Raw genomic sequence first — 26614 nt, 5'->3', positions numbered from 1 at the left:
ACTATGTAAATGCGAACTTTATTAAAGTCTTTTATACCAAATGCTATTATACAGTTATTTTAGTTTGAAAAATAATAAATTTAATAAAAAAAGGCAACCAATTAACATGTTAATTAGTTACCTCAACAGATATTTTCTCTTAAACTTATAATATTTTTTCTAAAAACAGCTTTGCACGATCTGTTTTTGGTTTTGAAAATAGTTCAATTGGTGTTGCATCTTCCACTAATTTCCCTTCATCCAAGAAAAGAATTCTGTCAGCAACTTCTTTTGCAAATCCCATTTCATGTGTAACGATCACCATTGTCATACCAGTATGGGCTAATGATTTCATTACTTCTAGAACTTCTTTAACCATTTCAGGGTCTAAAGCTGATGTTGGTTCATCAAACAGCATGACTTTCGGTTCCATTGCAAGTGCTCTAGCAATGGCTACACGTTGTTTTTGTCCACCAGATAATTTCGGTGGATAAACTCCCGCTTTCTCAAGTAAACCAACCTTTACTAGTAATTCTTTTGCTTTTTCTTCAGCTTTACTCTTACTAATCCCTTTAACATTGATTGGTGCATACGTAATATTTTCTAAAACAGTCATATGTGGGAAAAGGTGAAAATGTTGAAATACCATTCCTACCTCTTCTCTAATTTTCATAATATTATTTTTAGAATTTGTAATGTCAACATTATCCATCCAGATTTGACCAGATGTAGGTGTTTCTAATAAATTCATACATCTTAAAAATGTAGATTTACCTGAACCCGAAGGTCCAATTACAGCCACAACTGACCCTTCTTCAATCGTTGTAGTAATACCTTTTAATACATTTACATTTCCAAAGCTTTTATATAAATCATTTATTTTAATCATTAGTACGTAATCTCCTTTCAATTGCTTTACCTAGGAGTGATAGTAGCATAATTAAAACATAGTATACCCCTGCTACGAAAATTAATGGTTCCATATAAGAAAACGATTCTCCACCAACTAAATAAGCTCTACGCATTAAATCGGAAGCACCAATTACTGTTACCATTGCTGATTCTTTCGTTAACGTTATAAATTCATTCATAAGTGCTGGTAAAATATTTTTAAATGCCTGAGGTAAAATGATTTTTGCCATCATTTTACGATATGGAATTCCAAGAGCTGAAGCTGCTTCTTGTTGACCTTTATCAACTGCTTGGATCCCAGCACGGATTACTTCTGAGACATATGCCCCAGAGTTTAAACCAAAGGCTAATACTGCTGCTGGAAATTGTTCAATTTCAAAACCAATTATTTGTGGAAGACCAAAATAGATAATCATTAATTGCAGAACCATCGGCGTCCCACGGAAGATCGATGTATAAAAATCAGCTATTAATACTAACCATTTAGAACGACTAATTTTCATTAGTGCAAGTAAAATTGCTAAAACTAAACCTAATAAAATTGAACAAACAACAACTAGTAATGTTAATTTTAAACCGGCTAATATATATGGGATCGATGGAACGATTTGAGTAAAATCTAAGTTCATATACTGTACTCCTTTATTTATTCGACTTTAAAAGTGGGCATGTTTGTTAATTTAGATAAAAAGCACTGGTTTTTAGAAACCAATGCCTTTTGTTTCAAATAATTCATAGCCAATTGATTGCTCATATTCAGTTAAAGCTTCATCTAGGATATTTAGCCCATCATCGATTTGACTTTTTGTTACTGTTAAAGGTGGGATCATTCTAATTACTTCACTGTTATTTCCACAGAAATAGAATAAAACTCCTTTTTCTAAAGCGATATCAAGAATTTTAAATAAGCCATCCCCATTCGGTTCTTTTGTTGATGGATTGATGATTTCAATCCCGATCATTAAACCAATTGAACGAATATCTCCAATGACTGGGTGCTTCTTCTTTAACTCATGCAATTTCTCAACAGCATAAGCTCCAACCTCTTTTGTATTTTCTAATAAATTTTCTTCTTTAATAATTTCAAGTACAGCTAGTGCAGCCGAGCAGGCAATCGGATTACCACCAAAAGTTGTCCCGTGACTACCGAGTGGCCACTTCTTCATTAATTCATTAGATGCAACAGTCGCACTTAACGGGATCCCGTTTGCAATCCCTTTAGCAATTGCCATAATATCAGGTGTTACATCAAATGTATGAGCTGCAAACCAGTTACCTGTACGACCAAATCCAGTTTGTACTTCATCGAATATTAATAAAATATTATGTCGATCACAGATTTCACGAATCTTTTTCAACCATGCTTTAGGAGGAACTACATATCCACCTTCTCCTAATACAGGTTCTACAATAACAGCTGCAACTTCTTCTGGTGTTACTTGATGATTAAATAGTCTTTTAAAATCTTTTTCTAATCGATCTACAACAAATAATTCTTCATCCATTCCTTCAGGACATTCAGAAACATTTGCATATGGAATTTGGTATGAACCAGAAGGATTTAGAAATTTACGATATTTACTTTTTGAAGTCGTAACGCTTAACGCCCCCATTGAACGACCGTGAAAACATCCAATAAATGAAACGACATATGGGCGCTTCGTCGCGTGTTTTGCTAATTTAATGGCACCCTCAATTGCTTCCGTACCACTATTACCAAAGAAGAATGTATCTAAGTCTCCTGGTAGTATGTCTGCCAATTCATCAGCTAATTTTAAAATAGATTCATAGATAATAACACCTGATGGTCCATGTGCTAGTGAATCAGCTCCATCTTTAATAGCCTGTACAACTTTTGGATGACGGTGTCCAACATTTGTTGTTGCAATACCAGAAGTAAAATCTAAATATTGCTTTCCATCTACACCGTAGTAGTAACAACCTTCTTCTTTAACAACTGGTAAATTTGGGTGATCTTTCGCCATACTTGGCGCTAAGCGTAAAGGCATTTTTTCAAGTAAGTGACTCCAATCTTTCTCCATCAAATCATTCCTCCTGATCTAAACGAATCCTTTTTAAGACGTTTATTTAAGATCCCCAAACCATTTTTTAATTAATTTATCTACTGTTCCATCTTCTTTTAATTCTGCTAATGCTTTATCAAATTTAGCTGTAAGTTTAGAATCCTTTGGAAATGCAACTGCTGAACCAGATTGCTCAAAGAAATCTTCAATTAGTAAACCTTCGATCGTATCAAGTTTATCTAAATAGCCTTTTGCAACTGTTTGTTCAATAATTACTGCGTCAAAACGACCTGCTTTTAATTCTTCAACTAATTCTGGAATTCTGTTACGGTTCTCTACTTTGAATCCTGCAGTTTTTGAAACTTCAATTGCTTTCGTTTCTTGGATTGAGCCTGCTTGTACCCCAACAGTCTTTCCTTTTAAATCTTCTAATTTACTAATATTTGAATCTTTTTTTACAACAACCTGATTTTGATCAATAAAATATGAATCTGTAAAGTCTGCGTTTTTTGCACGTTCTGGCGTTTCTTTCATTCCAGCCATAATGAAGTCAACTTTATCAGCATTCATTGCTGTAATTAATGAAGTAAAGTCAAGGTCTTTCACTTTAATTTCATAACCAGTTTTTTTACCTAATGCATTTGCTAAATCAATGTCAAAACCTATGATTTTATCATTTTTTGTATCGATAAATTCATATGGCTTGTAGTCAGCACTTGTTCCCAAAATTAATGTTTTGTCATCAGATTTACTATTACATGCTGATAACATTCCGATTGATAATACTGTTGCAGATAAGACTCCGATTAATTTTTTCATTAATGTTTCCCCCTTAATTTTTGAAAAATTCTAACTACTAATCTTTATTATCATGATTAAATTTAGATTAAACAACTAGTTTTTTTCGATGAATAATTATTTTATAAAATGAATTTTAACACATACTAATAATTATGCAAACACAATTTTATATTTTTCGACAAAATTATTCTATAAATACTTATATACCAACGAAATTATATAAAAATATTTTTACTTCCCATTCAACGTTTTTAGATATTTATACAAAAAGACTGAATAACCATGATATAACTCGCTTATTTTTATTTGGTAACTTTTTTTCGACAAATATTGCAAAAGCTTAGTGAGAATCAATATTATTCAAGAAAAACCCTATAAATAAAGCGTTTTCATTAATATACACAAAAAAAGCACCATTTTTTAAATGGCACTTACTTTAAATTGTGTATAATATTCAATTCATAAATTATTTCATCATACTAATTTGTTCTTTAACAACGACATCTACTACTCTAGAATCTTCATAATAAAAAGCATGATGATACATTTTATCTTCATTTAATAGTATAGGAAGAAAATATGGAATACATTCCCCTACGCCTTCATTTTGCTTGTCTATTACCCAATCTATCAGCTTCCAATCCAATATACCTTCATCTGTTTTTATTGGTGTATTGTAATGAAGGTCCTCAGACACATCCGCTTTGAATATATACATCCCACCAAAAACATGTTCTTTTTCCTGCCACGTGACGATTCCTTTATTTGTAATTTGATCTAATTCTATGAACAATCCAGTTTCTTCTAATATTTCCCTTTGTACCGATTCTTCTATCGTTTCATTTTTTTCGATTTTCCCTCCAACCCCATTCCAGATTCCCATTGTTGGAGCTTTGATTCTATTCAACATTAATAATTCCGATTTGCGTTGTATAAAACATAATGTATATTTCAAGATTGACACGAGCCTTTCAGTGATTAGTTTGATTTTTTTCCAATTATTATGGCATAATTTGCTATTAATTTGTCAGCTAAATTAACTTTACTAATTATTTAGAATATTTTAAAATTTATTTATATAAATGAATTGGAGGGGTATAAGTGGACCAATCAAATGTAATTGATTTAAATCAATATCGAAAATTACGCAAACACAGAATAGGCTCCTTTGCATTTCGAGCTGAACATGATGAATCAGTTCATATTGATGCACTTATGCTTTTAATCGTTACTTGTTCGATTGGAATCATATCATTTTTTCTTATTTTTTACATGATTTACAATTTTTTCAATTAAAAAATCTAAGATACATAAAAAAGTACAAAATGCTAAGCATTTTGTACTTTTCTTTTTATTAGATTTGTTCGCAATATTGGTCAAAATAGTTTTGAAGTTTTTGAATGACTTGCATTGGATCATGCCCTTCAATTTCATGACGTTCAACCATTGCTACTAGTTCACCATCTTTTAACAAAGCAAATGATGGTGATGATGGCGCTTTACCTGTGAAATATTCACGAGCTTTTGCTGTCGCTTCTTTATCTTGCCCTGCAAATACCGTAACAAGTTGATCAGGTCTAGCATCATAGTGAACCGCATGTGAAGCAGCAGGACGTGCAATCCCTCCAGCACAACCACATACTGAGTTTACCATCACTAAAGTTGTACCCTTCTTAGCAAGTGCTTCATCCACTTCCTCTGGAGTCTTTAATTCAGTATAACCAGCTGCTGAAATTTCTTGACGCGCAGTATGAACAACATCATTCATAAAAAAATTAAAATTCATATTCATATTTATCTACCCCTTATATACTTTTCTTCATCTTACCAATTGAACGTCTCATTATTCAAGCTTTTGAACTCGAATATTTATTCATTGAACGAACGAATGATCCTTAAAACAGCCTCGTTCATATCAATTCCTTTGTTCATAAATTCTTGTTCGCATTCCATTAGTTTTGATTTGACATGTTCATGATTAAAAAATGATTGAATGACGCGATCTTTTACTGAGCGATGAAACCATTTTCTATTTTGATGTACTCTTAGATCAGAATGATAACGATTCGTTTTCATTAATTCTAAAAACAAATCCGTTTTTCTTAAAAATTCGTTCATTCCAAAACCTGATTCCGTTGAAGTGGGCATAACAACCTGCTTCCAATTAGGGGTTGGTGATGAGACAAGTTTCATTGTCTGTTTCATTAACGAGGCAGTATACTTCGAAAGTTCAATTAACTCCCCATCACATTTATTCACAATAACAAAGTCGACAAGTTCTAGTATACCTCTTTTAATGCCTTGTAAATCATCCCCACCTCTTGCTAATGTTAATAAGACCATACAATCAACATGCTCTCTAATGCTTCCTTCACTTTGACCAATTCCAACTGTTTCAATTAAGGTATAATCAAACCCAGCTGCTTCACATAAAAGTATCGTTTCATACGTATTAGCATGAACCCCTCCAATTGTCCCGTTCGATGCAGAAGGTCTTATAAATGCATGTGGGTGATGTAATAATTCCGTCATACGAGTTGAGTCTCCAAGTATGCTGCCACCTGTAATAGGACTACTAGGATCTATTGCTAAAACCGCTACTTTTTTACCAGACTCACATAAATCCTTGCCGAAATATTCAATAAACGAACTTTTACCCGCCCCAGGAATTCCAGTAAAACCGATTCGAAAACTCTTACCGGTATAAGGTAAAATTTTGCCAATTAATTCATTTACAAACATCTTATCTTCATACTTTTGACTTTCAACTAGCGTAATCGTTCTTGCTAGAGTTGACAGATCGCCAGAAAGAATCCGATTAATCGTTTCTTGAATAGATAATCGCCTTGCATTCATCATATTAATCCTCTTTAGATAAACAGAGTAATATCTTTTCTGCAGCTTCGGTTAATACTGTTCCTGGCCCAAATATAGCACTTGCGCCGTTATTTAATAAGAAATCATAATCCTTTTCTGGAACAACCCCTCCAACAAAAATCGTCATATCATCTCTTCCCAATTTTCTTAATTCATCTCTCAATAGTGGCAATAATTCTTTGTGCCCACCAGCAAGAGAACTCATTGCAACACAATGAACGTCAAACAAGACAGCTGCTTTTGCGACCTCAGCAGGAGTTTGGAAAAGTGGACCAACATCCACATCAAATCCAAAATCGGCATAGGCAGAAGCTACTACTTTAATCCCACGATCGTGACCATCCTGACCAATCTTTGCCATGAAAATCCTTGGACGACGCCCTTCTTTTTCTGTAAAATCTGCTACTAAATTTTGAATACGCTTTACTTCATCTTCATTTTTATGCACGGACGAGTACACCCCTGTCACTGTTTCTACTTTCGCAATATGCCTTGGTGCATATTTTTCAATCGAAGCAGAGATTTCTCCAAGCGTTGCACGAACCTTAGCACATTGAATAGCAATTTCAAGTAAATTTCCTTCTCCAGTTTTCACACAGTTTTCTAATGTTTCTAGCCAGTATTGAACATCTTTTGTGTTCCGGTTTTCTTTCAGTTGTTTTAATTGATCTAGTTGCTGTTCTCTTACTTCATTGGCATTAACCGACAGTACATCTTCAATTTCTTCCTCATCTATACTAAATCGGTTCACCCCGATAATGACATCTTCTCCACTATCTATTTTCGCTTGTTTTGCGATTGCAGCTTCTTCAATTCTCATTTTCGGAATACCTTTTTCAATCGCTTGTACCATACCGCCTAACTCTTCTATTTCTTTCATATATACCCATGCTTTTTGAACTAATTCATATGTTAATTCTTCTATTTTAATGGAGCCACCAAATGGGTCTACAACATTTGTTAGCCCACATTCATGCTGTAAAATTAATTGTGTATTTCTTGCGATTGAAGCTGAATTTGGTGTCGGGAGCGCAATGGCTTCATCAAAGGCATTTGTATGTAATGATTGAGTTTGTCCGAATACTGCAGCAAGTGCTTCAATTGTTGTTCTAGCAATATTGTTCATCGGATCTTGTTTGGTTAAACTCCATCCAGAGGTTTGACAATGCGCTCTAAGCATATAACTCTTTTTATTTTTCGGATTAAATTGGCACATCATTTGTGCCCAAAGTAATCGTCCTGCTCTTAATTTGGCAATTTCTGTCACAAAATCCATACCAATTCCCCAGAAAAATGATAATCGTGGAGCAAACTCATCAACAGTTAACCCCGACTCTAATCCAGTTTTAACATACTCTATTCCATTTAAGATTGTATAAGCTAACTCTATTTCAGTTGATGCTCCAGCTTCTTGCATATGATAACCCGAAATGCTTATTGGGTTAAATTTCGGCATGTTCTTTGAACAATAGGAAAATATATCCCCGATTATCCTCATTGACATTTTTGGAGCATATATATATGTGTTTCTTACCATATATTCTTTTAGTATGTCATTTTGAATCGTGCCAGTGAGTTTATCTGTATCTACTCCTTGCTCATTTGCGGCTACAATATAAAAAGCTAATATTGGTAGTACAGCACCATTCATTGTCATTGATACAGAAATATCATTTAATGGAATGCCATCAAACAGCACTTTCATATCCTCTACAGAGTCAATAGCTACTCCTGCCTTACCGACATCCCCAACTACTCGATCATGATCAGAATCATAACCTCTGTGTGTTGGTAAATCAAAAGCAACTGACAAGCCTTTTTGTCCTTTTGCTAAATTTTGTTTATAAAAAGCATTACTTTCTTTCGCAGTTGAAAATCCCGCATATTGTCTGATTGTCCAAGGTTGAGTGACATACATCAATGGATAAGGCCCTCTTATAAATGGAATTTGACCTGGATATGATTTTGGAATTTTCATATCTAAATGTAGATTAGGCGTCGCTTTGGAAATAGGTTTCTTATCAAAGGTCTTTCTCATTTTTGCACCTCAACCTTCATCAATTCATTAATTAACTCTGGTAATTGGGTGATTTCAGACATTGAATATTTTTCATCTTCACTTACTTCTTCTACAATTTTTACTAATCTCTTTTTCGGATTCATTAATTGGAAAAAATTCACTTTCTTTTCATCACCGGTGATAAATAATACCTCTGCATCCATTTTATTTTTTAATCCGATTGAATGTAGCGTATAAAGAACATTTTTCATCAGTTCTTCTTCCTGTTCACTTGCCCCTTCAAGAATTAAACAATCCCAGTTTGTGTTTGCAAGTTGATGACACTTTTTAATCCAATTACTAAAATAATAGATTTCTGATTCTTGATTTAATTCATCTTCATCTTTTCCATATAAGTTATTTGGTTCATGTCTCCTGAACGAATTTAACCCAACAAGCTTCACTTCACCTAACATCATTTTTTCAATGGATTTGTCTCGTTCAGACGCAATCTCTTTTTCTAGTTCCCCGTTTTCAATATTTTCTTTATAGCCACCATTGCTTTCGATCTGTAAAAAAAGATCCCAAGCACAATCAGATAGTTCTTGTGTCAATTCCTCCAAATAATAGCAACCCTTAACAATATTACCGAATTCCTTTAATTTACTTTCATAATTCAATAAATGAAAAATATTTTCTGACCATCTCTTAGCATCCTCTGTATTTTCATAAGGGATCATTTCTATGAAATTAGCTTCTCCAATCATCCCTGCAATCACTTCCACTGTTTTTCTAATTAAATTTAATTGTGGTTCTTCTTTCGTTATGGTTCTCGTCGAAGTCACAGCTTTTATCGGTATGTCAATTGTCATAATCTCTTCAGTGACAAACTCTTTTAAAATAATTGGCAATAACAAACGGAAAACTTGTAATTTTGAAATGGAACCAAAAAAATCTGTATCAATATAAACCTCTAGCTGTAGCTCCTTGATAAATTGGTCTATTTCGTCTTTTTCTTTAGTATGTAAAATATCCGATAACAATGCTAATGTATAACCAATTTCTTGAATGAGGCTAGCACCTTTTTGATGAAATTCCTTTGTAGATAGTAAACTATGTGTATGATTTTTTTCTTCTATTAATTGAACATTTTTCGTTCCATTTATGAGAGATAATATATTACTTCGATTCTCATCATAAAGTGGCTTAATTGTGATTTGGGTATATAGCTCTTTCACATAGCATTCTAAGTCCATTGGAATTGACTTGATCCAGTCAGTAGCTGTAGCTTGGAATAGATTCATATTTAATAGGAGTTTGTCCACTTTAGTCCCTCCAGTATATTGTTTATTACCATATGTATGAAGGTACTGACCAAAGCATACTAGAAAGGATAAAATTGAAATAAAAAAACCGCTACGAATAGCGGTTTCAGACTGCCTATCAAACGAACTTTTGCACCTGCTTACGGTGTTACCACTAAAGGTAACCCCACTCCTTATCAAGCACCGCGCCTTAAAAAAACAAACGTTTATCTGTTTCTCAGTTATTTTACATTACAAATCATAAGAAATTTAAGAATTAACTGTTAGTTTCGAACTACGTTGTAATTCGACTTTTTTTCTTTTTTGAAAGAGTCTATTAACAAATAACATCATTGGGAAGCTAAAAAATGCAATAATACTAATTAAAATAAATGCATATCCACCTTTTTCATATCCAAAATAGGATAATAAACTCCCCCCTAACGCTGGACCAAATACGAAACCAAACTTAGAAAAGCCCATTGCACCAAAGTATGTTCCTTTTAGTTCTTCTGGCGCTAGTTGATCTACAAACACATCTGTAAAGGTAAAAGCAAATATTTCTCCAACCGTAAAAACAATCATAACAATTGCTAAAAGGTAAAAATTCGTAAATATACCAAATCCAGCGACTGAAAGACTGACGATGATATTACCAATCATCATTGATACAGTTGGTGGTAAATTTTTCATTCGACTTACTATTGGAAATTGTAATACAACGACTGTTACAGCATTGATCGTCGTTAAGTATGCATAAAGTTTAATTCCATCTTGGAATTGAGGCGCATTCGCAAAGAATTGAGACATTGTAGAGAAACTTTGTGAATAACCTAGTCCGTAAACACAAATTGTCAGTATGGTAAAAGCAAAGATCACATCTTTACGTAAAATCGATAATGAATCCTTCATAGAAACCTTTTGTCCACCTGAAGTTTGATTTTCACCGATCTTATATTTCGATAGCATATAAAATAATGTGATTCCATAGAAGAAATATACTATACCTGATAAAACAAATGGTAATGTGCTATGTGAGCTTCCTAGATATAACCCTACTAATGGTCCAACTGCAACTCCCACATTAATAGCAGCATATCTTAAATTAAATACTAAAAGCTTTGATTTTTCGTCTGTTAAATCTGAAAGTAATGCCCTTGAGGATGGTTCAAAAAAAGATGAGCATATATTTAGAATTGAATTTAGGATAAAAAACCACCCAAAACTATCACCTAATCCAAATCCAATTAAGGTCAGAGACCAAAGAAAAATACTACTTAGAAGAATCTTCTTTCTACCTATTCTATCTGAAAGAGATCCCCCGATGAAGCTAAAAAACACACCTAAAAATGCTGAAACTGTAAGCATAATTCCAACCATCGCTGGAGAAATATGTTTTTCAGAAGTTAAATATATCGCCAAAAACGGCATACTCACCGTACTAGCAAATCGTACAAATAATGTACCTATAACGATATTCCATGCCACTGGATGTACCGCTGATAAATTTTTAAACATCTTATTCCCCCCATTCCTAAGATGTCACATATTTTAAAATTATCTTACAAATGTTACATTTTATCAAGTTTTTTAGACTAATTAGTCATTTTTATTTTTCGATATAAATAAAGACATGAAATAAATATCCAATAAAAAATAGCAACCAATTAAAAATTAATTAGTTGCCATTATGTATGATATCCGATCCATTTCACTTTGCTAACCAAAGTTACTTCTAAATACTGAAGACTTTTATGATTTATTTCTTTCATTTAACTTCATTTGTCTATACATACCATCTTTAAAAATCCCCATAAATCGATTCGAACTATTATCAATTACTTCAAATCCATATTTATTGTATAAAGTATGGGCATCCTTTGTCCCTAACATAAATACTCTCACTGTTGTTAGTTTCTCATATTTCATAATCTCATCCATTAACCACTTAGATAAACCTAAGTTTCGATAATCTGGAAGTACAAACACATCCGCTAAATAGGCAAATGTTACGCCATCAGATATGACCCGAGCAAACCCGACTTGACGTGAATTGGTATCACTTGGCTCACCAGAATAGATGCCAAAGCAAAATGATCCTTCTATAAATTTTTCAACAAATTCATATGGAATATCATTTGCCCAATATGAATCACGATCTAGAAATTGGTGAATTACATCTTTGTCTAAATATTCTTTGTTAGTTGATATATAAAATCCATTTTTTACAGCAAGCATCATATCACTCCTCTTACTACCTATTAATTCAGAATAATATAATTATACAAATTATTCTATTATTTAGACCAATGGTCATTACATAAAAAAAACCTTACTTCAATGACGAAGTAAGGTTTCAGTTCTAGACAAAGTACAAAAACTAAGAGATTCAGACAGTCTGAAAGGTCTTATCTTAATATACGCTTGTATTTTCTTTAGTCGTATTTTCTAGGATTTCTTTAACTCTTCCTAAGAATTTACCACAGATAAATCCGTCAAGCACTCTGTGATCTAGTGATAAACATAAATTAACCATATCACGAACACCAATCATGCCATTTACAACAGCAGGACGTTTTACGATGCTTTCAATTTGAAGAATCGCTGCTTGTGGATAATTAATAATACCAGCACTTTGTACACTTCCAAATGAACCAGTATTATTTACTGTAAACGTACCACCTTGCATTTCTTCAGATTTTAACTTACCTGTACGTACTTTTTGTGCAAGCTCAGTAATTTCACGAGCAATGCCTTTAATTGTCTTTTCATCAGCATTTTTAATGACTGGAACAAATAATGCATCATCAGTAGCAACTGCGATCGATAAGTTAATATCTTTCTTTTGAATGATTTTGTCTCCAGCCCACATTGAGTTAATTTGTGGATATTCTTTTAATGCTTGTGCAACTGCTTTTACGAAGAATGCAAAGAAAGTTAATGGGAAGCCTTCTTTTTGCTTAAATGAATCCTTCAAGCTATTACGGTAATTAACTAAGTTTGTTACATCAACTTCGATCATCATCCATGCATGTGGTGCTTCATGCTTACTACGAAGCATATTAGCAGCAATTGCTTTTCGTACGCCTGTAACAGGAATTTCGATATCTCCTACTGCAGAAGTAACTGGAACTGATGGAGCAGCTGGTGTTTTTACAACTTCAACTGAAGGAGAAGTTGCTTGTTGAATAGCCGGCTGTGAAACAGCTTCAACTGGAACAGATGGTGCAGCAGGTGCAGCTGGAACTCCATTTGCAATTGCATTTAAAACATCTTTACGTGTTACACGACCATTTGTACCTGTACCAGGGATTAATGATAAATCTAAATTGTTTTCTTGTGCTAAACGAAGAACTGCTGGAGAGAATCTAACTTTTCCAGACTCATCAGTTTTAGCAATTTCCCTAACTGGTGCTTTCTCAGGTGTTTGTGCTACTGGTGCAGCTACTGGTGTTGCTACTGATGCTGGTGCTTCAGCTGTTTTTACTTCTTCAACTGTTGTAGCAGCAACTTCACTTGTTGCCCCTTCAACTTCGATTGTACAAATGATTTCACCAACAGCTAACGTTTCACCTTCACCTGCGATTAACTCTTTAATGACACCAGTAAATGAAGATGGTACTTCAGCATTTACTTTATCAGTCATAACTTCAGCTAATGGATCGTATTTATTCACACGATCTCCTACTTTTACTAACCAAGTACTTATTGTACCTTCCGTAACACTTTCACCTAATTGAGGCATTTTAATATTTTCGATCATAAGTCATGTCCCCCTTTTTAAAGCAGTGTGGTTAAAATGCTGCAAGCTCTCTTGCTGCTTTTTCAACTTTATCTGGATTTACCATAAAGAATTTTTCCATTGTAGGTGAATATGGCATTGCAGGTACATCTGGACCAGCAAGACGTGCGATTGGTGCGTCTAAGTCAAATAAACAATGCTCAGCAATGATTGCTGCAACTTCACTCATTATGCTTCCTTCTTTATTATCCTCAGTTACTAATAAAACTTTACCTGTTTTAGAAGCAGCTTCGATAATTGATTCTTTATCTAATGGGTAAATAGTTCTTAAATCTAAAACGTGAACTGAAATGCCATCTTGAGCAAGTTTTTCAGCTGCTTGCAGAGCAAAATGTACACATAAACCGTAAGTAATGATTGTGATATCATCACCTTCACGTTTAACATCTGCTTTACCGATTGGTAAAACATAATCAGTTTCAGGAACTTCACCTTTAATTAAGCGATATGCACGTTTATGTTCAAAAAAGATAACTGGATCATTATCACGAATTGCAGCCTTTAATAAACCTTTTACATCATAAGGAGTTGATGGCATAACGATTTTTAATCCTGGTTGACCTGCAAATACTTTTTCAACTGATTGGGAATGATATAATGCACCGTGAACTCCACCACCATATGGTGCACGGATTGTGATTGGACAAGTCCAATCGTTATTTGAACGATAACGAATTCTTGATGCTTCTGAAATAATTTGGTTGACTGCAGGCATAATGAAGTCAGCAAATTGCATCTCTGCAACTGGACGTAAGCCGTACATTGCTGCCCCTATACCAACACCTGCAATTGCAGATTCAGCAAGTGGTGTATCTAATACGCGGTCTTCACCAAATTGATCATACAGACCGTGAGTCGCTTTGAATACTCCACCTTTTAATCCAACGTCTTCCCCTAATACAAATACCTTTGGATCGCGTTCCATTTCCTCTTTTAACGCTAAAGTTACTGCATCTATATAAGAAATTACTGCCATATTGTCCTACCCCCTATTATTGTTCTTCGTAAACATACTTCAATGCGTGCTCTGCTGCAGCATATGGAGCGTTTTCTGCATAGTCTGTCGCTTCATCAACAATAGCTCTAATTTTTGAATCCATCTCTTTTTCGATTTCTTCTGTTAGAACACCAACTTCACGAAGATAAACAGCAAATGTATATAAGCAATCCTTACTTTTTGCTTCTTCTACTTCTTCACGAGAACGATAAATTCGATCATCATCATCACTTGAGTGAGCAGTTAGACGATAAGATACTGCTTCAATTAATGTTGGTCCTTCACCACGACGAGCACGATCTGCTGCTTCTTTTGTAACGCGGTATACTTCTAAAGGATCATTTCCATCAACAGTAAATCCAGGCATACCATAACCAATTGCACGATCAGAAACCTTTTCACAAGCTAGCTGTTTCTCGATTGGTACTGAAATTGCATATTTATTATTTTCACACATGAAAATGACTGGTAACTTATGTACACCAGCAAAGTTAGCTCCTTCATGGAAATCACCTTGGTTAGATGAACCTTCACCAAATGAAACCCAAGATACGATATCTTTACCTTCCATTTTTGCAGCTAATGATACGCCAACAGCATGTGGAACTTGAGTAGTAACTGGTGATGAACCTGTCACAATACGATTTTTCTTTTGACCAAAGTGACCAGGCATTTGACGACCACCTGAGTTTGGATCTTCTGCTTTCGCAAATCCTGATAACATTAATTCTTTTGCAGTCATACCAAATTGTAAAACTACACCCATATCACGGTAATATGGAAGAACATAGTCCTTTGTATTATCTAAAGCATAAGCTGCTCCAACTTGAGCCGCCTCTTGGCCTTGACAAGAAATAACGAACGGTATTTTACCAGCACGATTTAATAACCACATACGCTCATCAATACGACGCGCTAATAGCATTGTTTCATACATGTTTAGCACATCATCATTTGATAAACCTAGTTGATCATGACGATTTGAAGCTGTAACCTTTTCCATAAACATCCCCCTAGCTTTGTTAGCTCCACAAATGGAAGCGATTGTAAAAAATAAGAAAAATTTTTATACTTCGTTTAAAAATGTGAAATGCAGAAGACTAGATATTCTACATTTCACATTTGAAAGTTAAATTATGAGTGAATTGCTAAACCTTCTACTGCAAGTGCAGCTTCACCGATTGCTTCTGATAAAGAAGGATGCGGGTGAATTGTATGAGATATTTCCCAAGGTGTTGCATCTAATACTCTTGCTAAACCTGCTTCAGAAATCATATCTGTTACATGAGGTCCAATCATATGAACGCCTAATAGGTCATTTGTATTCTCATCAACGACCAATTTAACAAATCCATCATGCTCACCGTAAACAAGTGCTTTACCGATTGCACGGAAAGAGAATTTACCAGTTTTAACTGCAAATCCTTGTTCTTTTGCTTCACGTTCAGTTAATCCAACTGAAGCTACTTCTGGATTACTGTACACGCATTTACTTACCATTGTTGGATCCAATTTGTGTGGTTTTTTACCAACCATATGCTCAACTGCAATCGTTCCTTCTCTTGAAGCAACATGTGCAAGTTGTAATCCACCGATTACATCTCCAATAGCGTAAATATGTGATTCTTTTGTTTGATAGAAATCATTTGTTTGAATAAAACCATTTTCGATTACGATGTCAGTATTCTCAATTCCAATACCTTCAACATTTGCTTGACGGCCAACAGAAACTAACATTTTTTCAGCTGTAAATGACTTTTCATTATCCTTGTGTAATGCAGAAATTGTTACGCCATTATCAATTACTAATGATTCAGCTAATACTTTTGCATCAGTCACAAGTTTAATGCCTTTTTTCTTTAATAGTCTTGTCATTTCTTTTGAAATCTCATCGTCTTCTAATGGTAAAACACGTGGACTATATTCAATAACTGTAACGTCAACTCCAAAATCAGCTAACATAGAAGCCCACTCAATGCCAATAACTCCGCCACCAACAATGATAATTGACTTTGGTAAAGATTCCATTTTTAAAGCTTCATCAGATGACATGACAAATTCACCATCGATTGTTAAACCTGGTAATGATCTTGGTCTTGATCCAGTTGCAATCAAAACATTTTTAGGAATTAACATTTCATTTTCACTACCATCATTCATTTCAACTGAAATTGTTCCTGGCATTGGTGAAAAGATTGACGGTCCTAAAATGCGACCTAAACCACTATACACATCAATTTTCCCTTGCTTCATTAAGTGTTCTACACCTTTATGAAGTTGGTCAACGATATTATCTTTACGTTGTTGTACTTTACTAAAGTTTAAAGTTACACCTGAAGTTTCAACTCCAAACTCCTCGCTCTTTTTAGCTGTCGAAAATACTTCAGCGCTACGTAATAACGCTTTACTAGGTATACATCCAGCATGTAAGCAAGTTCCACCTAATTTGTTTTTTTCTACTACTGCTACTTTTAAACCTAATTGAGAGGCGCGAATAGCTGCTACATAACCACCAGTACCGCCACCGAGAACGACTAAATCATATTCCGTTGCCATGATATTCTCCTCTTTATACTAAAGATTTTACTGCGAATTCCCCAGGATAAATTTTAGCTTCTTCTTCGTCACGTAAGACACGTAATGCACCTTCACAAAGTGCTTGAAGTTCATTTTCACCTGGTAATACAATAACTCGTGCCATCCATTTAACTCGTTTCGTAATTTCATTTACAATAAAATCACTATAAGCGATCCCACCAGTTAAGATGATTGCATCAATATCGCCTTCTAATACGGCTGCAGCACTGCCAATCTCTTTTGCAACTTGATAGGCCATTGCTTCATATACTAATGCAGCTTTTTCATCACCTTGATCAATCATGTTCTCTACTTTAATTGCATCTGCAGTTCCAAGATAACTAACTAGTCCACCTTGACCTACAATCATTTTTTGTACTTCATTAATATAGTAATCGCCAGAGTAACAAATTTTTATTAAATCCCCTACTGGAACTGTTCCGGTTCTTTCTGGACTGAAAGGTCCTTCACCATCTAAACCGTTATTCACGTCGATTACACGGCCTTTTTTATGAGCTCCAACAGTGATACCACCGCCCATGTGGGCAACAATCACATTTAATTCGTTATATGGTTGATTTAATTGTTTTGCTACTTTTCGTGCGACAGATTTTTGATTTAAAGCATGGAAAATACTTCTACGATCCACCATTGCAAGACCACTAACTCTTGCGACTGGTTGCAATTCATCAACTACAACTGGATCTACGATAAACGCAGGAATATTTAAGCCTTGTGCAATTTCATTTGCGATAATGCCTCCTAAATTAGAAGCATGCTGGCCACTATAGCCTTTTCTTAAATCTTCAAGCATTACATCGTTTACAGAGTAAGTTCCACCTTCGATTGGTCTTAATAATCCACCTCGACCACATACAGCACTTAATTTAGAAATGTTAATTCCTTCTTTGTGTAGAACTTCCAAAATAACATGCTTTCTAAATTCGTATTGATCAATAATCGATGAGTATTGATTTAGCTCTTCATCATCATGACGTATTGTTTGTTCAAAAATTGGTTTTTCATCATCGAATACACCAACCTTTGTCGATGTGCTGCCTGGGTTAATTACTAATATGCGATGCATTGCCAACACTCTACCTCCTAATATTTAAAGCAATATCGTAATTTTTTGCTTACCTTACCTTTATAGCTAGAAAGAAAGAGCAGAATATACTCTTTCTTTCTAGCTTAAAAATAAAGGACTAAATTATTTATTGTAAAATTTAACTTATCTTCTGCTTAAGATGTGATGTCCATTTTGTAAAAATTGGCTACGAGATTTTGCCATACGAGCAATACGCTCTTCAGCTAAACGGTCAGCAGCTAAGTAAGTTGGGATACCATCACGTTTTGAAATTTCAATAACTTTTGCGATGTTATCGTAAACACCTTCTACTTTTTTCATAGCGCGCTCGCGGTTATAACCATATAATTCGTCAGCAACGTTAATTACGCCACCAGCGTTGATTACGTAATCAGGAGCATAAACAATTCCTAATTCGTGAATTAGATCACCATGACGAGTTTCTTTTAATTGGTTATTTGCAGCACCTGCAATAACTTTCGCTTTAAGTTGAGGAATTGTTTTATCATTAATTGTTGCACCTAATGCACATGGCGCATAAATATCACATTGAACATTGTAGATATCATCTGGATCAACAGCAGTTGCACCAAACTCCTCAACAGCACGTTGAACTGATTCTTTGTTAATATCAGTAACGATTAATTGAGCACCTTCTTCATGTAGATATCTACATAAATTGAAAGCAACATTACCTACACCTTGTACCGCAATTACTTTTCCTTCTAGGCTATCAGTTCCAAATGCTTCTTTTGCTGCAGCCTTCATACCACGGTAAACACCAAATGCTGTAACAGGTGAAGGATTACCAGAAGATCCAAATGAAGGTGAAATACCTGTTACGAAATTAGTTTCTTCATGAATTAAGTCCATGTCAGCAACAGTAGTACCCACATCTTCTGCAGTAATATAACGACCATTTAAACCTTGAATATAACGACCAAATGCTCTGAACATTTCTTCATTTTTATCTTTACGTGGGTCACCGATAATTACAGTTTTACCACCACCAAGGTTTAAACCAGCAGCAGCATTTTTATATGTCATACCTTTAGCTAAGCGTAGAGCGTCTTCAATTGCTGCTTCTTCTGATTCATAAGTCCACATTCTTGTTCCACCTAATGCTGGACCTAAAGTTGTATCATGTATAGCGATAATCGCTTTTAATCCTGATTCTTTATCTTGGCAAAAAACAACTTGTTCATAATCGTAAGTTTCTAAGTATTTGAAGATTTCCATGTACTAACAGCTCCCTTAATTTTGAGTAAGTTTTATGAATTACAAATAGCTAAAGCTAATGAATATAATTTTGTTTTCGCAGAGTCTGAACGTGATGTTAACACAATCGGTGCCTTTGCTCCTGCGATTAACGCAGCTACTTCAGCATTTGCCATAAAGACTAACGATTTATATAAAATATTTCCCGTTTCGATTGTAGGTACTAATAAAATATCAGCTTGACCTGCTACCTCACCTTTTAACCCTTTATGTTCTGCTGCTTCAATTGAAATAGCATTATCAAGTGCTAAAGGTCCATCAACAACACAATTTTTAATTTGACCTCTTGCGTTCATTACTGTTAATGATGCAGCGTCAATCGTAGCTTGCATTGCAGGATTTACAACTTCAACTGCAGCTAACACTGCAACTTTAGGGGTTTTTATTCCTACTTTTCTCGCTATATTAACACTATTCTCAATTATTTTTGCTTTTTGTTCTAATGTAGGAGCAATGTTCATGGCAGCATCTGTCACAATAACAGATTTTTCTCTACCAGGTACTTCAAACATCGCAACATGCGATAGAACACCTTTATCCCTTAAACCATATTCTTTATTCAAAACTTCTTTTAGAAGTATTGATGTTAAAAGATTACCTTTCATTACAATAGAAGCATTTTCTAATCTTACAGCTTCAACTGCAAGTTTTGCAGCTTGTTGCATTGAATCAGCATGGACAATTTTCAATCGATTAGCATAATCCTTATTAATTAAAAGATCCACATACATCTCATGAATAGCTTGTTCATTACCGAAAAGTAAAAAGTTTGCTAAGTCATTTTCTAAAGCTAATGTAACAGCTTCTTTCACTTCTAAATCTTCAGCGATCGCAACTGCTACAGTTTGCCTCGGATGACTTTTAGCTTGTAACATTATATCTGCTAAATTCATTGAAAGCCCTTCCTTTCATCCCCTTACTCTTAATATTAGCAATTAGCGTGCCAACTTTTAAATAAAGAGAGAAATATTTCAAAAATAGTTGGAAAGTCTTATGAAAAGCCTTACATAATCAATATTCAAATAATTTGTTAGCACCAGGTACTAGTAAAAGCCACTAAATACATCATACACTATATTTGAAAAAAATAACAGAAATTGTATGCAGAATAATTCATAGCACGCAAATTATTGCGTGCTATTTTTTGCAGAGTTATATTTATCGAGCTTATAATACAGATTTCTTACTGATATCCCTAACTCTTTAGCGGTTTTCGTTTTATTTCCATTATTTTTATTTAAAACCTGCTCAATCAATTTACCTTCGAAGTTGATCACTAATTCATCAAGTGTACCAACGTGATCTACTAACGGAACATTCGGTTCAATTCCAATTTCTTGTTTCACTTGTGCAATGGAAGTAATGTGTTCAGGTAGCATCTGTTTCTCATGTATTTTCATGAAGATGATTGCTCGTCCTAATACATTTTCTAACTCCCTTACATTCCCCGGCCAATGATACGACTTTAATTTTTTGACAGCAGAAGCAGAAATTTGATCTACATTTCGACCATAATCTTGATTTATTTTCGCCAATAATCTTTCACTAATTGGTAAAATGTCTTCTAATCGTTCTCTTAGTGCTGGAATTGTAATAGGTAATTTATTTAAACGGTAATATAAATCCTCACGAAACTTTCCTTCTATAATCGCTTCTTCAAGATGTACATTCGTTGCAGCGATGACTCGTACATTTATCGGAATAGCTTTTGTACCACCCACACGTCTTATTTCCTTTTCTTGCAGTACTCTTAATAGTTTGGCTTGCATAGCTGGTGATAATTCTCCAATTTCATCTAAGAAAATACTACCATTATTCGCTTCTTCAAAAAGACCTCTTTTGCCACCTCTCTTGGCCCCAGAAAAGGCACCTTCCTCATAGCCAAACAGTTCACTTTCCAATAAGGTTTCCGATATAGCAGCACAATTTACACGCACAAATTTATTGTACTTACGATCACTTTCATTATGAATCGCGTGTGCAAACAGCTCTTTACCAGTTCCTGATTCACCGCGTAATAATACAGTTGCAGGTGTACTAGCAGCTAGCTTTGCTTGCATAATCGCTAATTGAATTCCTTCAGATTCTCCAGCTATATCTTCAAAAGAATACTTTGCTTCTAATGTTCTAATAATTTGACGAGCGCGATGAAGTTCATTTGTTAATTGTGAGATTTCAGAAACATCATGAATTACACCAACGCTACCTTTTAGTTTCCCATCAACGACTACTGGGGCAACATTTACTAAAACATCTCTATTTTGTTTTCCTACCTTCATCCTCACACCACGAACTGCCTGTTTTGTTTTCAAGACTTTAACATGAACACTTTCACCTTCTGAAATATCAATTGTTGCATGTTTTCCTATTACTTGTTCACTCGTTAATCCCGTTAAACGAGTATAAGCCGGGTTAATAATCATCCCATTGCCCAACTCATCCACTACCGAGATTGCTTCATCAGAACTTTGGATGACAGCCTCTAGCATACTATATACTTCTTTTAGATTTGTAACTTCTTCTGCTAAGTTTAATACTTCTGTATCATCCTTAAATACCGCAATCGCTCCTTCAAGCTCACCATCTTCACGAAAAATCGGAATCCTTGTCGTGAAAATCTTACTTCCATTAATTAATATATGTTCTTGGTTAATTTCTTTTTTCTTTGTTTGTAAGACACGAGGTAATTTACTAGTCGGCACTACCTCAATAACGTCTCTTCCTATGGCATTTTCTTTATTAATTTGTAAAATATTTTCTGCTGACCTGTTAAAAAGTAGAATCTTTCCCCATCTGTCTACTACAATCATTCCATCATGCGTATTTTCAAGGATTAATTCTTGTTGTCTTTTTTTGTTATTAATTAAATTAAATAAAGACTCTTTTTCTTGAACAAGATTTGCTATGATCTTTGCAACAGAACCAGGAATAGCTAGAGTATGTTTTGCTTTATGTTTTAAGATTTCTTGATGTATTGATTCATCTCCGGTCGTATCAAATACAACATCTATATCATTTTTTAGATGCTCTTTCCATTCTTTCAAAACAGGGATATGTAAATGATTTGCTAAATCGACACCTTTAGCTTCTTTAATAATATCTACTACTGCAACAATCTTAAATAAATCGGAATGCGAAAGTAGTTTTAAAACTGCCGTACCACCAGTACCCATTCCTATTATCATAACGTTTTGTTTCACATTCGTTCACCTACTAATTCCAACTAGTTATTTAGTCATCATTTCATTATATATTCATACTTCTATTTGAGTCTATTTCTAAAGTCTTGACAACACAATTCTTGTATACGATTATGATTAAAGAGAGAAATATACAACGTAATGATCTTTTTTATTTTTTTAAAACGGGGGCATCAAACAAAATGAAAGAATCCTTAACTAGAATGCTTGCATTTGTCGTTATACTTATACCCATATCTTTAGCAGTTATCGGAATTAAATTACTTCGCGATACATTGTTTTTAATTCATTCTTTTGGAATACCATATCTTCCACTTCAGCTATTAATCGGCATTATTTGTTTAGGTGCCGGATTTTATCTAGTTGGAAGCTTTGTTCTATTTAGAGACCGCAAACATGACAAAGTCCAAGGTAGATTTTTAAAGAGAAAAGTTTAATGACATAATAAAAGTGCTTACAAAAAAGTAAGCACTTCAGACTGTTAACAAACGCTCACTTTCTTCGTTGTTTCGCCTGCTTGCGGTGCTCATTACCGTTTAGGTAACTCCGCTCCTCTTCAGACTTCACGCCTCGAAAGACAAACGTTTTCAATCAGTCTGAATCTCTAATTTTTTATACTTTGTTTACAACAAACTGTAGTGCTTACAAAAAAGTAAGCACTTTTTTTTAGATTTTTTCTCTTAATTGAAATGCCAACTCTGGATAATCAGTAATAATCGCTGAACATTTGGCATCTATTAGACGTTTCATTATTTTCGAGTCATTTACTGTATATGGTCGAACAGCAACGTTATTTTTAAGCGTTTTTTCGATTAAATCATCTGTTATGATACGATAATTTGGATGAATCGCCCTCGCTTTATAATCCTCAGCAATTTTCCATGGCTCTTTATTCCTTTTATTATATAGAACCGCAGTTTCAATATCCGGTGCCATTAATGTAAACTTCAACATACTTTTATGGTTGAAAGAAGATAACACAACTCTATTTTCCATTTCAAATTGACGAATTAAATTAATAACTCGTTCCTCTAAACCATGATATTCTAATTTATCATTCTTTAATTCCACATTCACACTAAAGTTATTCCCTTGTGCCCATTCAAATACTTCTCGTAATGTTGGAATCGTACAATTGTCGAATTGACCCTTAAATTTATAACTAGCATCAAATTGTTTTAATTCAGATAATGTATAGTCTTTTACATATCCTCTTCCATTTGTGGTTCGATTAATTGTTTCATCGTGTATGACAACAATTTCTCCATCTTTAGACAGCTGAACATCTAATTCAATTCCATCTGCACCAAGTTTCTCACAAGCAATAAAAGATGCCATCGTATTTTCTGGAAAAGTTCCTGCTGCTCCTCTATGCCCAATAATCTCGACCATCTAATACCCCCTGGATAAAATATGTACTTTACTTCTTACCTTATTGTATACTAATTTTACGAAACAAAGGAGGGATAATATGCGTCCATTGCAAATTTCACCAGAAACGGCAATCTTACTATCAAAAAAATTAAATGTTCCTTTAGAACAAATTATGCATATGCCACAACACATATTAATGAAAAAATTAATGGAATTAGACACAACTGAGCCTCAATCTGATTCTGAGGAAAAGTAATTTTCTCAAAACCACTTTAAGTGGTTTTTTCATTTTATTCACAAATTAGTCAAATTGTAATATGACATTAACTGTTTTTATCTTTCAATCGTTTAAGAATTCAAGTAAAATGTAAAGTATTGTTAATAGACAAGATGTAATGGAGGTTCAAAACATGTTACCTGATTGGTTAATTGGTTTAATCATGGGTTTAGTCGAAGGATTAACAGAATTTCTACCTGTTTCTTCAACTGGTCACATGATTTTAGTTGCTGACTTGTTAAATTTTACCGGTACGAAAGCTACAGTTTTTGAAGTAGTTGTTCAACTTGGTTCAATATTAGCTGTTGTAGTTGTATTTTGGAAACGACTTTGGTCAGTACTTGGAGTTAAATCAGAAGGATATAGACAAACAAACTTAAATTTAGGTCATATTTTTATCGGAGCAATTCCAGCAGGAATCGTAGGAGTCATTTTCCACGATTTTATTAAAGACGTATTATTTTCACCTGAAACTGTAGTTGTCGGATTAGTAGCTGGTGGTATTTTATTAATTGTCGCTGAGAGAGTTTCTAAACACCCAAAATCTTCTGACTTAGATCATATCTCTTATAAACAAGCTTTTATTATCGGATGCTTCCAAATGCTTGCTCTATGGCCAGGGTTTTCTCGTTCTGGTTCTACGATTGCAGGTGGATTACTATTTGGTTTAGATCGAAAAACTTCAGCTGAATTCACATTTATTTTAGCAGTACCAATGATGATTGCTGCAAGTGGTTTAGATCTAATTAAAAATATGGATATTCTAAGTGCTTCAGATTTACCTTTATTTGCATCAGGCTTTATTACAGCGTTTATTGTAGCCTTACTTGCGATTGTTACATTCTTAAAACTACTTGAAAAAGTAAAACTGACAGGCTTTGCTATTTACCGTTTTATCGTTGCAATTGTTTTTACGATTGTATTTATCTTTTAAAGAAGACGACGAAAAGGAACTTCATATGAAGTTCCTTTTTTATTTTTATTTACACTGTTATTATTTAAATTCACAACTCTAGGATTCCCTATTTCCATAAGGCGAGTTTGGTTTCTGAAATGGAAAAAGGCTATTCGCACAACGTATACGAATAGCCTTCAATATATTTAAGTTAGTATTTTTAAAAGTAAAATTGTTGTCTATTGGCGAAAGCCCTACCTCTCTTTCGCAATTCGGCTCCAGGGCCGTTCCATTAGGCAGCTTGTTTCACAACAATCTTCACTAACAGATACTACTACCTTTTTAGAACCGGTCGAAATAGCTAGCGCGTCATGGGTACGCCCAATTTTCTTCCAAATTCTCAAGTAATAACATCATATATTTTATTGTAACAGTGGCGCAGAAAATATTATAACACAGTATATTTATAAAAGCAAAATCTTTTGCAATCTATTTGGCAAATACCTTCTATTCTTATAAAAAAAAATTTTTTATCAACTGACATGTTATTTATTTTTATTCAATGTATATTTACTTTTTTTAACTACATAATAATTTTTGTAGCTAAATCCTACTTCAAGGAGATTAGTATGAATTTATTTTTGAAAGGAAGTAAGATAATCATGGGAATTTTAAGTGGAAATCCACAAGATGAGCCTTTACACTATGGCGAGGTATTTGCATTATGGACATCATTATCAGTAGCAAAATTTAGATTAGATAGTTACCAAGTATATATTAATCACACTGGTGATGCAGAGTTAAAAGATTTTTTAAAACAAGTTATTGAGACTTCAATTAAACCATCAATTAAAGAACTAGAAGAAATATTACTACATAATGATATTGCAGTTCCTCCTACGCCAGCAGAGCGACCTGAAGCAGATCTTGAACAAATTCCGGTTGGAGCAAGATTCCAAGATGCTCAAATTGCTTATATGGTGGGCGCAGATATTGCTGCAAGTGTTGTAGCATGCGCACAAGGGGTTAGTCAATCTATTCGAGAAGATATTGGATTATTATTTGCTCAAATGGGTGCTAAAAAAGGAAAAGACGGTGCAGCATTATTACAAATTACAAAGAATAAAGGCTGGTTAGTTCCACCACCGCTTCATCACGAAACAAAACAACAATAATAAATAATAAACCCCGAAATATAAATTCGGGGTTTATTATTTGCAAATTAATGGAA

The 26614-nt window shown here is 34.2% G+C and carries 25 protein-coding genes; 5 read left to right on the top strand and 20 right to left on the bottom strand.

Annotated elements, in window-relative coordinates; genetic code table 11:
* Nucleotides 1-145 precede the first annotated feature (145 nt).
* From ACX6U0_RS10885 to ACX6U0_RS10865, 5 genes are all read right to left on the bottom strand, one after another.
* Nucleotides 146-868: an amino acid ABC transporter ATP-binding protein gene (locus ACX6U0_RS10885; protein WP_464959950.1), complete on the bottom strand. Its 723-nt coding sequence runs from the start codon at nt 866-868 to the stop codon at nt 146-148.
* Complete coding sequence (locus ACX6U0_RS10880; protein ID WP_464959949.1) at nt 861-1520, bottom strand: amino acid ABC transporter permease; 660 nt, start codon at nt 1518-1520, stop codon at nt 861-863. The genes ACX6U0_RS10885 and ACX6U0_RS10880 overlap by 8 nt, the downstream gene beginning before the upstream one ends.
* A 72-nt stretch (nt 1521-1592) precedes the next feature.
* Nucleotides 1593-2933, bottom strand: coding sequence for an aspartate aminotransferase family protein (locus ACX6U0_RS10875; protein WP_464959948.1), 1341 nt, complete (start codon nt 2931-2933; stop codon nt 1593-1595).
* Between the two features lie 42 nt (nt 2934-2975).
* Nucleotides 2976-3734: a transporter substrate-binding domain-containing protein gene (locus tag ACX6U0_RS10870; protein ID WP_464959947.1), complete on the bottom strand. Its 759-nt coding sequence runs from the start codon at nt 3732-3734 to the stop codon at nt 2976-2978.
* A 448-nt stretch (nt 3735-4182) separates the two neighbouring features.
* The gene (locus ACX6U0_RS10865) at nt 4183-4680 is read right to left on the bottom strand and encodes an NUDIX hydrolase (protein WP_464959946.1); all 498 of its coding nucleotides are present in this window, start codon (nt 4678-4680) and stop codon (nt 4183-4185) included.
* 137 nt (nt 4681-4817) lie between these two features.
* Between ACX6U0_RS10865 and ACX6U0_RS10860 the strand changes: the two genes are divergently transcribed.
* Entirely contained in the window at nt 4818-5012 is a 195-nt protein-coding gene (locus ACX6U0_RS10860; RefSeq protein WP_464959945.1) for a hypothetical protein, read from the top strand.
* Between the two features lie 58 nt (nt 5013-5070).
* Here ACX6U0_RS10860 and ACX6U0_RS10855 read toward each other — a convergent pair whose 3' ends face one another.
* From ACX6U0_RS10855 to ACX6U0_RS10790, 14 genes are all read right to left on the bottom strand, one after another.
* Nucleotides 5071-5508 carry a BrxA/BrxB family bacilliredoxin gene (locus ACX6U0_RS10855; RefSeq protein WP_087999010.1) on the bottom strand — a complete coding sequence of 146 codons (438 nt, stop codon included), beginning with the start codon at nt 5506-5508 and terminating at the stop codon, nt 5071-5073.
* A gap of 77 nt (nt 5509-5585) precedes the next feature.
* Nucleotides 5586-6575, bottom strand: coding sequence for a methylmalonyl Co-A mutase-associated GTPase MeaB (meaB, locus tag ACX6U0_RS10850; RefSeq protein WP_464959944.1), 990 nt, complete (start codon nt 6573-6575; stop codon nt 5586-5588).
* Nucleotide 6576: 1 nt separating this feature from the next.
* On the bottom strand, nt 6577-8631 hold the full coding sequence (scpA, locus tag ACX6U0_RS10845; RefSeq protein ID WP_464959943.1) for a methylmalonyl-CoA mutase: 2055 nt from the start codon (nt 8629-8631) through the stop codon (nt 6577-6579).
* Entirely contained in the window at nt 8628-9917 is a 1290-nt protein-coding gene (locus ACX6U0_RS10840) for a methylmalonyl-CoA mutase family protein (RefSeq protein WP_464959942.1), read from the bottom strand. The genes scpA and ACX6U0_RS10840 overlap by 4 nt, the downstream gene beginning before the upstream one ends.
* A gap of 249 nt (nt 9918-10166) precedes the next feature.
* On the bottom strand, nt 10167-11414 hold the full coding sequence (locus ACX6U0_RS10835) for an MDR family MFS transporter (protein ID WP_464959941.1): 1248 nt from the start codon (nt 11412-11414) through the stop codon (nt 10167-10169).
* 234 nt (nt 11415-11648) lie between these two features.
* On the bottom strand, nt 11649-12134 hold the full coding sequence (locus tag ACX6U0_RS10830; RefSeq protein ID WP_464959940.1) for a GNAT family N-acetyltransferase: 486 nt from the start codon (nt 12132-12134) through the stop codon (nt 11649-11651).
* 175 nt (nt 12135-12309) lie between these two features.
* A complete protein-coding gene (locus tag ACX6U0_RS10825) occupies nt 12310-13659 on the bottom strand; it encodes a dihydrolipoamide acetyltransferase family protein (protein ID WP_464959939.1) in 1350 nt (449 codons plus the stop codon).
* A 31-nt stretch (nt 13660-13690) separates the two neighbouring features.
* Nucleotides 13691-14674, bottom strand: a complete 984-nt coding sequence (locus ACX6U0_RS10820; RefSeq protein WP_087999003.1) for an alpha-ketoacid dehydrogenase subunit beta — start codon at nt 14672-14674, stop codon at nt 13691-13693.
* Nucleotides 14675-14690: 16 nt separating this feature from the next.
* Nucleotides 14691-15698 carry a thiamine pyrophosphate-dependent dehydrogenase E1 component subunit alpha gene (locus ACX6U0_RS10815; protein ID WP_464959938.1) on the bottom strand — a complete coding sequence of 336 codons (1008 nt, stop codon included), beginning with the start codon at nt 15696-15698 and terminating at the stop codon, nt 14691-14693.
* Nucleotides 15699-15829: 131 nt separating this feature from the next.
* The gene (gene lpdA, locus ACX6U0_RS10810) at nt 15830-17251 is read right to left on the bottom strand and encodes a dihydrolipoyl dehydrogenase (RefSeq protein ID WP_464959937.1); all 1422 of its coding nucleotides are present in this window, start codon (nt 17249-17251) and stop codon (nt 15830-15832) included.
* A 13-nt stretch (nt 17252-17264) separates the two neighbouring features.
* The gene (gene buk, locus ACX6U0_RS10805; RefSeq protein WP_174567276.1) at nt 17265-18365 is read right to left on the bottom strand and encodes a butyrate kinase; all 1101 of its coding nucleotides are present in this window, start codon (nt 18363-18365) and stop codon (nt 17265-17267) included.
* A gap of 138 nt (nt 18366-18503) precedes the next feature.
* Nucleotides 18504-19598 carry a branched-chain amino acid dehydrogenase gene (bcd, locus tag ACX6U0_RS10800; protein WP_087999000.1) on the bottom strand — a complete coding sequence of 365 codons (1095 nt, stop codon included), beginning with the start codon at nt 19596-19598 and terminating at the stop codon, nt 18504-18506.
* A 32-nt stretch (nt 19599-19630) separates the two neighbouring features.
* The gene (gene yqiS / locus ACX6U0_RS10795) at nt 19631-20530 is read right to left on the bottom strand and encodes a phosphate butyryltransferase (RefSeq protein ID WP_464959936.1); all 900 of its coding nucleotides are present in this window, start codon (nt 20528-20530) and stop codon (nt 19631-19633) included.
* Nucleotides 20531-20764: 234 nt separating this feature from the next.
* Nucleotides 20765-22837 carry a sigma-54 interaction domain-containing protein gene (locus ACX6U0_RS10790; RefSeq protein ID WP_464959935.1) on the bottom strand — a complete coding sequence of 691 codons (2073 nt, stop codon included), beginning with the start codon at nt 22835-22837 and terminating at the stop codon, nt 20765-20767.
* Between the two features lie 182 nt (nt 22838-23019).
* Here ACX6U0_RS10790 and ACX6U0_RS10785 point away from each other — a divergent pair, with 182 nt between their 5' ends.
* Nucleotides 23020-23274, top strand: a complete 255-nt coding sequence (locus tag ACX6U0_RS10785) for a DUF2627 family protein (protein ID WP_464959934.1) — start codon at nt 23020-23022, stop codon at nt 23272-23274.
* 229 nt (nt 23275-23503) lie between these two features.
* On the opposite strand, the gene ACX6U0_RS10780 is transcribed toward ACX6U0_RS10785, so the two are convergent.
* Nucleotides 23504-24229, bottom strand: coding sequence for a glycerophosphodiester phosphodiesterase (locus ACX6U0_RS10780; protein WP_464959933.1), 726 nt, complete (start codon nt 24227-24229; stop codon nt 23504-23506).
* A 79-nt stretch (nt 24230-24308) separates the two neighbouring features.
* Between ACX6U0_RS10780 and ACX6U0_RS10775 the strand changes: the two genes are divergently transcribed.
* The 3 genes from ACX6U0_RS10775 (at nt 24309) to ACX6U0_RS10765 (ending at nt 26558) form a co-directional block, all read left to right on the top strand.
* Nucleotides 24309-24467: a YycC family protein gene (locus ACX6U0_RS10775; RefSeq protein WP_464959932.1), complete on the top strand. Its 159-nt coding sequence runs from the start codon at nt 24309-24311 to the stop codon at nt 24465-24467.
* A 154-nt stretch (nt 24468-24621) separates the two neighbouring features.
* Nucleotides 24622-25422 (top strand): undecaprenyl-diphosphate phosphatase, encoded by an 801-nt coding sequence (gene bacA / locus ACX6U0_RS10770; protein WP_464959931.1) that lies wholly within the window; start codon nt 24622-24624, stop codon nt 25420-25422.
* Between the two features lie 623 nt (nt 25423-26045).
* Entirely contained in the window at nt 26046-26558 is a 513-nt protein-coding gene (locus tag ACX6U0_RS10765) for a DUF3231 family protein (RefSeq protein WP_464959974.1), read from the top strand.
* Nucleotides 26559-26614: the final 56 nt, after the last annotated feature.

This window comes from Gottfriedia sp. ABJ_BB2_2, assembly GCF_055484705.1.
The sequence above is the reverse complement of the archived record's forward strand: the minus strand, read 5'-3'. Positions and strand labels throughout refer to the sequence as shown.

Excerpts from the sequence above, each read along its gene's own strand:
- ACX6U0_RS10885 (WP_464959950.1), bottom strand. The coding sequence starts at position 868 with ATGATTAAAATAAATGATTTATATAAAAGCTTTGGAAATGTAAATGTA.
- ACX6U0_RS10880 (WP_464959949.1), bottom strand. The coding sequence starts at position 1,520 with ATGAACTTAGATTTTACTCAAATCGTTCCATCGATCCCATATATATTA.
- ACX6U0_RS10875 (WP_464959948.1), bottom strand. The coding sequence starts at position 2,933 with ATGGAGAAAGATTGGAGTCACTTACTTGAAAAAATGCCTTTACGCTTA.
- ACX6U0_RS10870 (WP_464959947.1), bottom strand. The coding sequence starts at position 3,734 with ATGAAAAAATTAATCGGAGTCTTATCTGCAACAGTATTATCAATCGGA.
- ACX6U0_RS10855 (WP_087999010.1), bottom strand. The coding sequence starts at position 5,508 with ATGAATATGAATTTTAATTTTTTTATGAATGATGTTGTTCATACTGCG.
- meaB (WP_464959944.1), bottom strand. The coding sequence starts at position 6,575 with ATGATGAATGCAAGGCGATTATCTATTCAAGAAACGATTAATCGGATT.
- scpA (WP_464959943.1), bottom strand. The coding sequence starts at position 8,631 with ATGAGAAAGACCTTTGATAAGAAACCTATTTCCAAAGCGACGCCTAAT.
- ACX6U0_RS10835 (WP_464959941.1), bottom strand. The coding sequence starts at position 11,414 with ATGTTTAAAAATTTATCAGCGGTACATCCAGTGGCATGGAATATCGTT.
- ACX6U0_RS10830 (WP_464959940.1), bottom strand. The coding sequence starts at position 12,134 with ATGCTTGCTGTAAAAAATGGATTTTATATATCAACTAACAAAGAATAT.
- ACX6U0_RS10825 (WP_464959939.1), bottom strand. The coding sequence starts at position 13,659 with ATGATCGAAAATATTAAAATGCCTCAATTAGGTGAAAGTGTTACGGAA.
- ACX6U0_RS10820 (WP_087999003.1), bottom strand. The coding sequence starts at position 14,674 with ATGGCAGTAATTTCTTATATAGATGCAGTAACTTTAGCGTTAAAAGAG.
- ACX6U0_RS10815 (WP_464959938.1), bottom strand. The coding sequence starts at position 15,698 with ATGGAAAAGGTTACAGCTTCAAATCGTCATGATCAACTAGGTTTATCA.
- lpdA (WP_464959937.1), bottom strand. The coding sequence starts at position 17,251 with ATGGCAACGGAATATGATTTAGTCGTTCTCGGTGGCGGTACTGGTGGT.
- bcd (WP_087999000.1), bottom strand. The coding sequence starts at position 19,598 with ATGGAAATCTTCAAATACTTAGAAACTTACGATTATGAACAAGTTGTT.
- yqiS (WP_464959936.1), bottom strand. The coding sequence starts at position 20,530 with ATGAATTTAGCAGATATAATGTTACAAGCTAAAAGTCATCCGAGGCAA.
- ACX6U0_RS10785 (WP_464959934.1), top strand. The coding sequence starts at position 23,020 with ATGAAAGAATCCTTAACTAGAATGCTTGCATTTGTCGTTATACTTATA.
- ACX6U0_RS10780 (WP_464959933.1), bottom strand. The coding sequence starts at position 24,229 with ATGGTCGAGATTATTGGGCATAGAGGAGCAGCAGGAACTTTTCCAGAA.
- ACX6U0_RS10775 (WP_464959932.1), top strand. The coding sequence starts at position 24,309 with ATGCGTCCATTGCAAATTTCACCAGAAACGGCAATCTTACTATCAAAA.
- bacA (WP_464959931.1), top strand. The coding sequence starts at position 24,622 with ATGTTACCTGATTGGTTAATTGGTTTAATCATGGGTTTAGTCGAAGGA.
- ACX6U0_RS10765 (WP_464959974.1), top strand. The coding sequence starts at position 26,046 with ATGGGAATTTTAAGTGGAAATCCACAAGATGAGCCTTTACACTATGGC.